We start from the raw sequence: 7158 nt of genomic DNA, 5'->3' as shown, positions 1-7158 counted from the left end.
TGGGCGCCCATGGTCATCATGATCTCATCCGGCCGCGCCCGAATACCGCGCCGCGGCAGGACCTGCAGCCGCAGCTGCTCGATCAGCGCCGGATCGTCCTCATCGATGAGATCGCGTGCCCAATTATTGATCTCGGGCACGCTCAACGCGGCACGTGCGCTTTCGCGCCAGTCATTGGTGGGGAACAGGCTGGGATCGAACTGGCCGAAGATGAATGGATACGGATAGTCCTGCCAGTTGAGCGGCTTGGAGATATTGCGGTTGGCCGAGGGCCGCACCGCGAAACGCTCGGCCCAGCGCGCCGCCCCCGCCTCGTCCGGCGCTGCACGCAAATCGCGCTTCGTGCCCAGATGCTTGGGCAGGCCTGCGACATAGAAGCCGCTGCGCTCGCGGGAGACGAGAAAATTCTGATCAACGAGCTGTTCGTAGGCGATCACGACTGTATTGCGCGACACTTCCAGCAATGTCGCCAATTCGCGGCTCGACGGCATCCGCACACCCAGCGCCAGACGGCCCTCCTCGATCGCCGTGCAGATCAACTGGCGAATCTGCAACTGCAGGAACGGCCCGCGTCGATCCAGCCCCTGGAACAGCGAGCCCCAGAATAGTGCATCACCAATACCGGAGACCGCCTGACGGCTTTCCGTCAGCATAGCCTTGCTTACTCCTCCCGGACCACCCATCGTCGCTCCATCCGTTCCGGCAAGCGGATCAAGTTTTCATCCACGCCTGCCTCAACATGAAGCAAGAGCCGCGCCAAACTGATCCAGCCAGTTTGCATGACTGGCCCCATTCGTACATCCGATCTGGCGCTGGCCCGGAGGTGCGACTGGCCTCACGCTTCCGTGTGGGAAATTGAGGATGATCAAGTGAGTCAGGATACGGTTGTTTTCTCTGCACGCAAGATCGTGACCATGAATCCGTCGCGGCCTTCCGCCACGCATGTCGCAGTGCGAGAAGGCCGGATCGTTGCCGTTGGCAGCTTCGACGAAATCGTGGGCACGACCGGCGCCAAAGTCGACGACCGCTTCAGGGACAAGGTGCTGTTGCCCGGCTTCGTCGAGGGCCACAGCCACATCATGGAAGGCATGATGTGGTCGCTGCCTTATGTGGGCGCCTTCGATCGCCGCTCACCGGAAGGCAAGGTGGTGAAGGGCCTGCCCGACATCGACGCCATCGTCGCTCGCCTGCAGGAAGCGGAGAAAGCGATGACCGATCCCGAGGCCCCGCTGTTTGCATGGGGTTTCGACCCGCTGCATATCGGCAGCGTCTCCCTCACCCGGCAGGATCTCGATCGCGTCTCGACAACGCGTCCGATCATGGTGGTGCATGCGAGCTTCCATATCAGCAACGTCAACACGCTCGTGCTGCAGCGCGCCGAGCTCGATCGCACCACCAACATCTCCGGCGTGGTGATGGGCAAGGACGGCGAGCCGTCGGGTGAAGTCCAGGGCATCGCCGCCCGCTTCCGCGTCTTCCGCGTGCTCGGCAGCAATCCGCTGTCGGGCAATCTCACGATCGACGACGTCAATCGCTATGCATCGTCCTGCTGTGTGCAGGGCGTCACCACCGTCACCGACCTGCACAACGATCTCGCCGAACAGACCATCGAGGTCTATCGCGCCGCCAGCCGCCGCGATGATTTCTCGGTGCGTCTCGTGCCGGCGATGGCGTCGGTATCACACAGCCCGGAACAGGGCGTCGAGAAGATCAAGGCGCTGAAGGCGACCAATAACGACAAGCTGCATTACGGCATCGTCAAGTTGGTGGTCGATGGCTCGATCCAGGGTTTTACGGCGCGCCTGCGCTGGCCCGGCTATCACAACGGCGCGCAAAACGGCCTGTGGTACATTGCGCCCGAAGAATTGCCCGGCATCGTCGCCGCCTATCATGCGGCCGGCATTCAGATGCATATCCACACCAATGGCGACGAAGCCACCGAAGTCGCGCTCGAAGCCGTGGAAGCCGCGCAGATCGCAACGCCGATGCCCGATCATCGCCACACGCTGCAGCATTGCCAGATGGCGGATGCCGCGCAGTTCAAGCGCATGAAGACGCTCGGCATGTGCGTCAACCTGTTCGCCAACCACGTCTATTATTGGGGCGACTCGCACTACGATCTCACCATGGGCCCCGAGCGCGCCAACCGCCTCGACGCCACCGGCACCGCGCTGCGCGTCGGCGTGCCCTTCGCGATTCATTCTGACGCGCCGGTGACGCCGCTGAGCCCGCTCTTCACCGCATGGTGCGCGGTCAATCGCGTCACTTCCTCCGGCCGCGTGCTCGGCAAGGAGACCGAAGCCCTCACCGTCCAGCAGGCGCTCAATGCCATCACCATCGACGCCGCCTACACGCTGAAGCTCGATCACATGGTCGGCAGCATCGAGACCGGCAAATATGCCGACTTCGTCGTGCTTGACGCCGATCCGCTCGAAGTCGCGCCGGAGACGATCAAGGACATCAATATCTGGGGCACCGTGGTTGGCGGCGCCGTTCGGGAGGCGCCGCGGGCATGATGGCGTCGTCGCGCAAAACACCTGTCACGGTGATCGGCGGCTTTCTCGGCGCCGGCAAGACGACCTATCTGAATCACCTGCTTCGCAACACGACGCAGCGCTATGCCGTGCTCGTCAATGATTTCGGCGCGGTGAACATCGACGCCGCGCTGATCGCGAAGCATGACGGCGAGACCATGACCCTGACCAATGGCTGCGTCTGCTGCAGCATCGGCAGCGGCTTTCTCGACACGCTCGGCCGGATCCTCGACAGCGGCTCGGCCTTCGATCACATCATCATCGAGGCCTCCGGCGTCGGCGATCCCTGGCGCATCGCCGAGATCGCATTGGTGGAGCCAAGCCTGCGGCTCAATGCCGTGATCGTGCTGGCCGACGCATCACGCATCACAGAACTCCTCAAAGATGCCCGCGTCGGCGACACCGTGCGCGGCCAGTTCGACCGCTGCAACCTGATCCTGCTCAACAAGGTCGACCTGCTCGACCGCCCGACACTCGATGCGGTCCGCGCATCGCTCAACGCGCTGCGCCCGGGCATCGCAGTCATCGAAACCACCGAACATACACTGCCCGGCCTGCCCGAAGGCGGGTTCAAACCCGCAACGCGCTTCGCGGCTACGGCCGCCGCCGACCACGAAGGCAGCTTCCGCCGCTGGTCATATCGCCGCGATGGAATGTTCGATTATGGCAGGCTAGAGGCAGCGCTTGCCGCACTGCCGCCGCAGCTTTTGCGGCTGAAAGGGCCTTGCTCGGTCGCTGGACGCGATTTTTCGCAGTTGCTGCAAATGGTCGGGCAGGACTGGGCGCTGACGCCTGCCGATGACGAATTATCCATGGAAAACAATATTCTGCTGATCGGCATCGGCACCGCCGGCCTGCCGCCGGCAGAGACGCTCGACGCCATTCTCGATGCCGCACTGATTCCACAATCCATCACAACGGCGGATCGCAACTGCCGGACCATCGCGTCACCCCTCTGAGAGAAGGATCACTTCCATGTCTTCGACCCGGTCGCCTCGGCCCCGTTCGCTGAAAGCCTCTCTTCTGTCTGCTGCTCTCGGTCTCGCTCTTGTCACCGCCGCGATCGCTCCCGGCATCAAACCGGCAATGGCCGCCGATGGCGGCACGCTGGTGATCGTGTCAACCCAGGTGCCGCGTCATTTCAATGGCGCCGTGCAGTCCGGCCTCGCCACCGCGGTGCCGTCGACACAGATTTTTGCCAGCCCGCTGCGCTATGACGACAACTGGAATCCGCAGCCTTATCTCGCCAAGTCATGGGACGTCGCGCCGGACGGCCTATCCGTCACGCTGAAGCTGGTGGACAACGCGCTGTTCCACGACGGCAAGCCGGTGACATCGGAAGACGTCGCCTTCTCGATCATGACCATCAAGGCCAACCATCCGTTCCAGAGCATGCTGGCCGCCGTGGATAAAGTGGATACGCCGGATCCGCAGACCGCCATCATCCGCCTCAAGCATCCGCATCCGGCGCTGCTGCTGGCGATGTCGCCGGCGCTGATGCCAATCATTCCCAAGCACGTCTATGGCGATGGCCAGGACGTCAAGACGCACCCGGCCAACCTGAAGCCGATCGGCTCGGGGCCCTATCGCCTCACCGAATACAAGCAGGGTGAATTCTACACGCTGGAGAAATTCGACAAGTTTTTCATCCCCGGCCGGCCGAAGCTCGACAAGATCGTCGTCAAGCTCGTTTCCGACGGCAACGCGGCCGTGGTCTCACTGGAACGCGGCGACGTCAATGCATTCCCGTTCATGTCGAACACCCGTGACATCGACCGCGTCGAGAAGATGCCGAACGTCCAGATCACCGACAAGGGTTTTGCCGGCATCGGCCCGATCAACTGGCTCGCCTTCAACACCAAGAAGAAGCCGCTGGACGATGTCCGCGTGCGCCAGGCCATTGCCTATGCCGCCAACCGCGAATTCATCACCAGCAAGCTGATGAGCGGCAAGGCCAAGATGGCGACCAGCCCGATCGCCCCGGGTTCGCCGCTGCTCGCGCCGGATGTCGAGATGTACAAGCTCGATCTCGCCAAGTCGCAGAAGCTGCTCGATGAGGCCGGCTATCCCAAAGCCGCCGACGGTTCGCGCATGAACCTCACCATCGACTTCATCCCCGGCGACGAGGAACAGCAGCGCAATGTCGCCGAATATCTGCGCTCGCAGCTCAAGCGCGTGGGGATCAATCTCGAAGTGCGCGCCGCGCCGGACTTCCCGACCTGGGCCCAGCGCATCTCCAACTACGATTTCGACCTGACCATGGACAACGTCTTCAACTGGGGCGACCCGGTAATCGGCGTCAACCGCACCTATCTGTCGAGCAATATCCGCAAGGGCATCATCTGGTCGAACACCCAGCAATACAGCAATCCGAAGGTAGACGAACTGCTCGCCGCCGGTGCACAGGAGCCGTCATCGGAGAAGCGCAAGGCGCTCTATGCCGAGTTCCAGAAGCTCGTGGTCAACGACGTGCCGATCTATTTCATCAACAGCGCACCCTATCGCAACGCTTTCTCCAAGGGGCTCGACAATCTGCCGACCACGATCTGGGGCATCATGTCGCCGCTCGACGAGATCAACTGGAAAGAGAAGCCGAAGACCTGATGTAGCTCGTCATTGCGAGCCCAGCGAAGCAATCCAGCAAGCCACAAGCGAAGGCTGGATTGCGTCGTCGCCAAACGGTTCCTCGCAATGACGCCTGATATTGACGCGATCATATCCACGATGACGAACAGACCGGCACCATGAACCTCGCTCTCCATGTCTCCAGGCAACTGCTGAATGCGTTCGGCCTGCTGCTTGCCGTGCTGGTCCTCAATTTCTGCCTGATCCATGCCGCGCCCGGCGATCCCGCTCTGGTGATCGCCGGCGAGATGGGCGGCGCCTCGGCCGAGGTGATTGCCGCATTGCGGGTGAAATACGGCCTCGACAAGAGCCTGCTCGAACAGCTCTTCACCTATCTCGGCAAGGTCGCCACGGGCGACTTCGGCTATTCCTACTATTTCAACGAACCGGTTCTTGGCCTGATCGGCCAGCGCATCCCGGCGACGCTCTATCTCGTTCTGTCGGCGCTGGCGCTGTCCATCGTCATCGGCACGGTGCTCGGCATCATCAGTGCGCGCAAGCCGAATGGGCTCTTCAGCCAGGGCGTGACTGTGATCTCCCTCGCCGGCTATGCGGCGCCGGTGTTCTGGACCGGCCTCATGCTCCTGCTGCTGTTCGGCTCCGTATGGCCGATCCTGCCGGTGACGGGCATGACCGACGTGGCGCGACCGAAGGTGGGCTTCGCCTATGTCCTCGATGTCCTGCAGCATCTCGTGCTGCCGGCGACCACGCTGGCCCTGGTCTATATCGCGCAATATAGCCGCCTCGCCCGCGTCAACATGATCGACGCGCTCACGGCAGACTATGTCCGCACGGCGCGTGCCAAGGGCCTTCCCGAATTCATCGTCATCGGCAAACATGCATTGCGCAACACGCTGATCCCCATCGTCACAGTGGCAGGCCTGCAATTCGGCCATCTGTTCGCCGGCGCCGTGCTGGTGGAGACGGTGTTCTCGTGGCCCGGCATGGGCCGCCTCGTCTTCGAATCCATCCTGCGCCGCGACTATCCGACCCTGCTCGCCGTGCTGTTCTTCTCTGCGGTGCTGGTGATGGCGGCCAACATCATTACCGATCTGGTCTATCGCCTGGTCGATCCGCGCATCCGTTCGGGGGGCCGATGACCACAATCGAATCCACCGCCGTGAAACCCGATGCAACCGCATTGCCGGTGCGTGCCGGGACATCGCCCATGGCCGCCGCCTTGCGCCAGTTCGCTCGCAGCCCGGCCGGTGTCGCCGGCGCGGTCGCGCTGCTTGTCATCATTCTCGCGACCTTGTTCGGTCCACATCTCTACGGCGTCGATCCGCTCGACATCGCCGGTGCACCGCTGTCACCACCGGATGCCGATGCGTGGCTCGGAACCGATTATCTCGGCCGCGACATTCTTGCCGGCCTGCTGCAGGGCGGCCGTGCCACGCTGACCGTGGGCGGTGTCGCTGCACTCATCACCATCGTTATCGGTGTCACGATGGGATCGCTCGCCGGCTTCTTCGGCGGCCCCATCGATACGGCGCTGACCAAGATCACGGAGTTCTTCCAGATCCTGCCGCCGCTGCTGTTCGCCATGGTGCTGGTCACTTTGTTCGGCCAGTCGCTGGTGATCGTTACGCTTGCGATCGGTGTCGTGAGCTGGCCGTCGGCCGCGCGCCTCACCCGCGCGGAATTCCTGCGGTTACGCAATCTCGATTTCGTCAAGGCCTCGCGCGCTGCCGGTGGCGGCAACGGCCATCTCATCCTGCGCGTGGTGCTGCCCAATGCGTTGCCGCCAATCATCGTTTCGGCGACGCTGGCCATCGGCGTCGCCATCCTGTTCGAGGGCGGCCTCAGCTTTCTCGGCCTCGGCGACCCCAATACCATGAGCTGGGGGCTGATGCTCGGCCAGAACCGCAATTATGTCCTCGACGCCTGGTGGTCGGTGACATTCCCCGGTGCTGCCATCTTCATCGCGGTGCTCGCCATCAGCCTGATCGGTGACGGCATCAACGACGCGATCAATCCACGTCTGCGGAAGCGAGGCTGA

6 protein-coding genes are annotated in these 7158 nt (G+C 62.8%); 5 read left to right on the top strand and 1 reads right to left on the bottom strand.

The genetic code is table 11. From position 1 onward, the window contains the following. Positions 1–653, bottom strand: a 653-nt coding sequence (locus ACIQ17_RS13480) for a GntR family transcriptional regulator (RefSeq protein ID WP_398469362.1), incomplete at its 3' end; no start/stop codon positions are given. 216 nt (positions 654–869) lie between these two features. On the opposite strand from ACIQ17_RS13480, the gene ACIQ17_RS13475 reads away from it, so the two are divergent. The 5 genes from ACIQ17_RS13475 to ACIQ17_RS13455 all read left to right on the top strand — a co-directional run bounded on the left by ACIQ17_RS13475 (position 870) and on the right by ACIQ17_RS13455 (position 7158). Then, on the top strand, positions 870–2516 hold the full coding sequence (locus ACIQ17_RS13475) for an amidohydrolase (RefSeq protein WP_398469359.1): 1647 nt from the start codon (positions 870–872) through the stop codon (positions 2514–2516). After that, positions 2513–3493 (top strand): CobW family GTP-binding protein, encoded by a 981-nt coding sequence (locus ACIQ17_RS13470; protein WP_398469357.1) that lies wholly within the window; start codon positions 2513–2515, stop codon positions 3491–3493. The genes ACIQ17_RS13475 and ACIQ17_RS13470 overlap by 4 nt, the downstream gene beginning before the upstream one ends. Positions 3494–3509: 16 nt before the next feature. Next, on the top strand, positions 3510–5138 hold the full coding sequence (locus ACIQ17_RS13465) for an ABC transporter substrate-binding protein (RefSeq protein ID WP_398469355.1): 1629 nt from the start codon (positions 3510–3512) through the stop codon (positions 5136–5138). A gap of 140 nt (positions 5139–5278) precedes the next feature. Next, positions 5279–6259 carry an ABC transporter permease gene (locus ACIQ17_RS13460; RefSeq protein ID WP_398469353.1) on the top strand — a complete coding sequence of 327 codons (981 nt, stop codon included), beginning with the start codon at positions 5279–5281 and terminating at the stop codon, positions 6257–6259. Next, positions 6256–7158, top strand: a complete 903-nt coding sequence (locus ACIQ17_RS13455) for an ABC transporter permease (protein ID WP_398469351.1) — start codon at positions 6256–6258, stop codon at positions 7156–7158. The genes ACIQ17_RS13460 and ACIQ17_RS13455 overlap by 4 nt, the downstream gene beginning before the upstream one ends.

It is taken from the genome of Tardiphaga sp. (genome assembly GCF_044340795.1).
Classification (GTDB): domain Bacteria; phylum Pseudomonadota; class Alphaproteobacteria; order Rhizobiales; family Xanthobacteraceae; genus Tardiphaga.
Note: the sequence above shows the minus strand (reverse complement) of the source record. Positions and strands in the feature narration are given on the sequence as shown.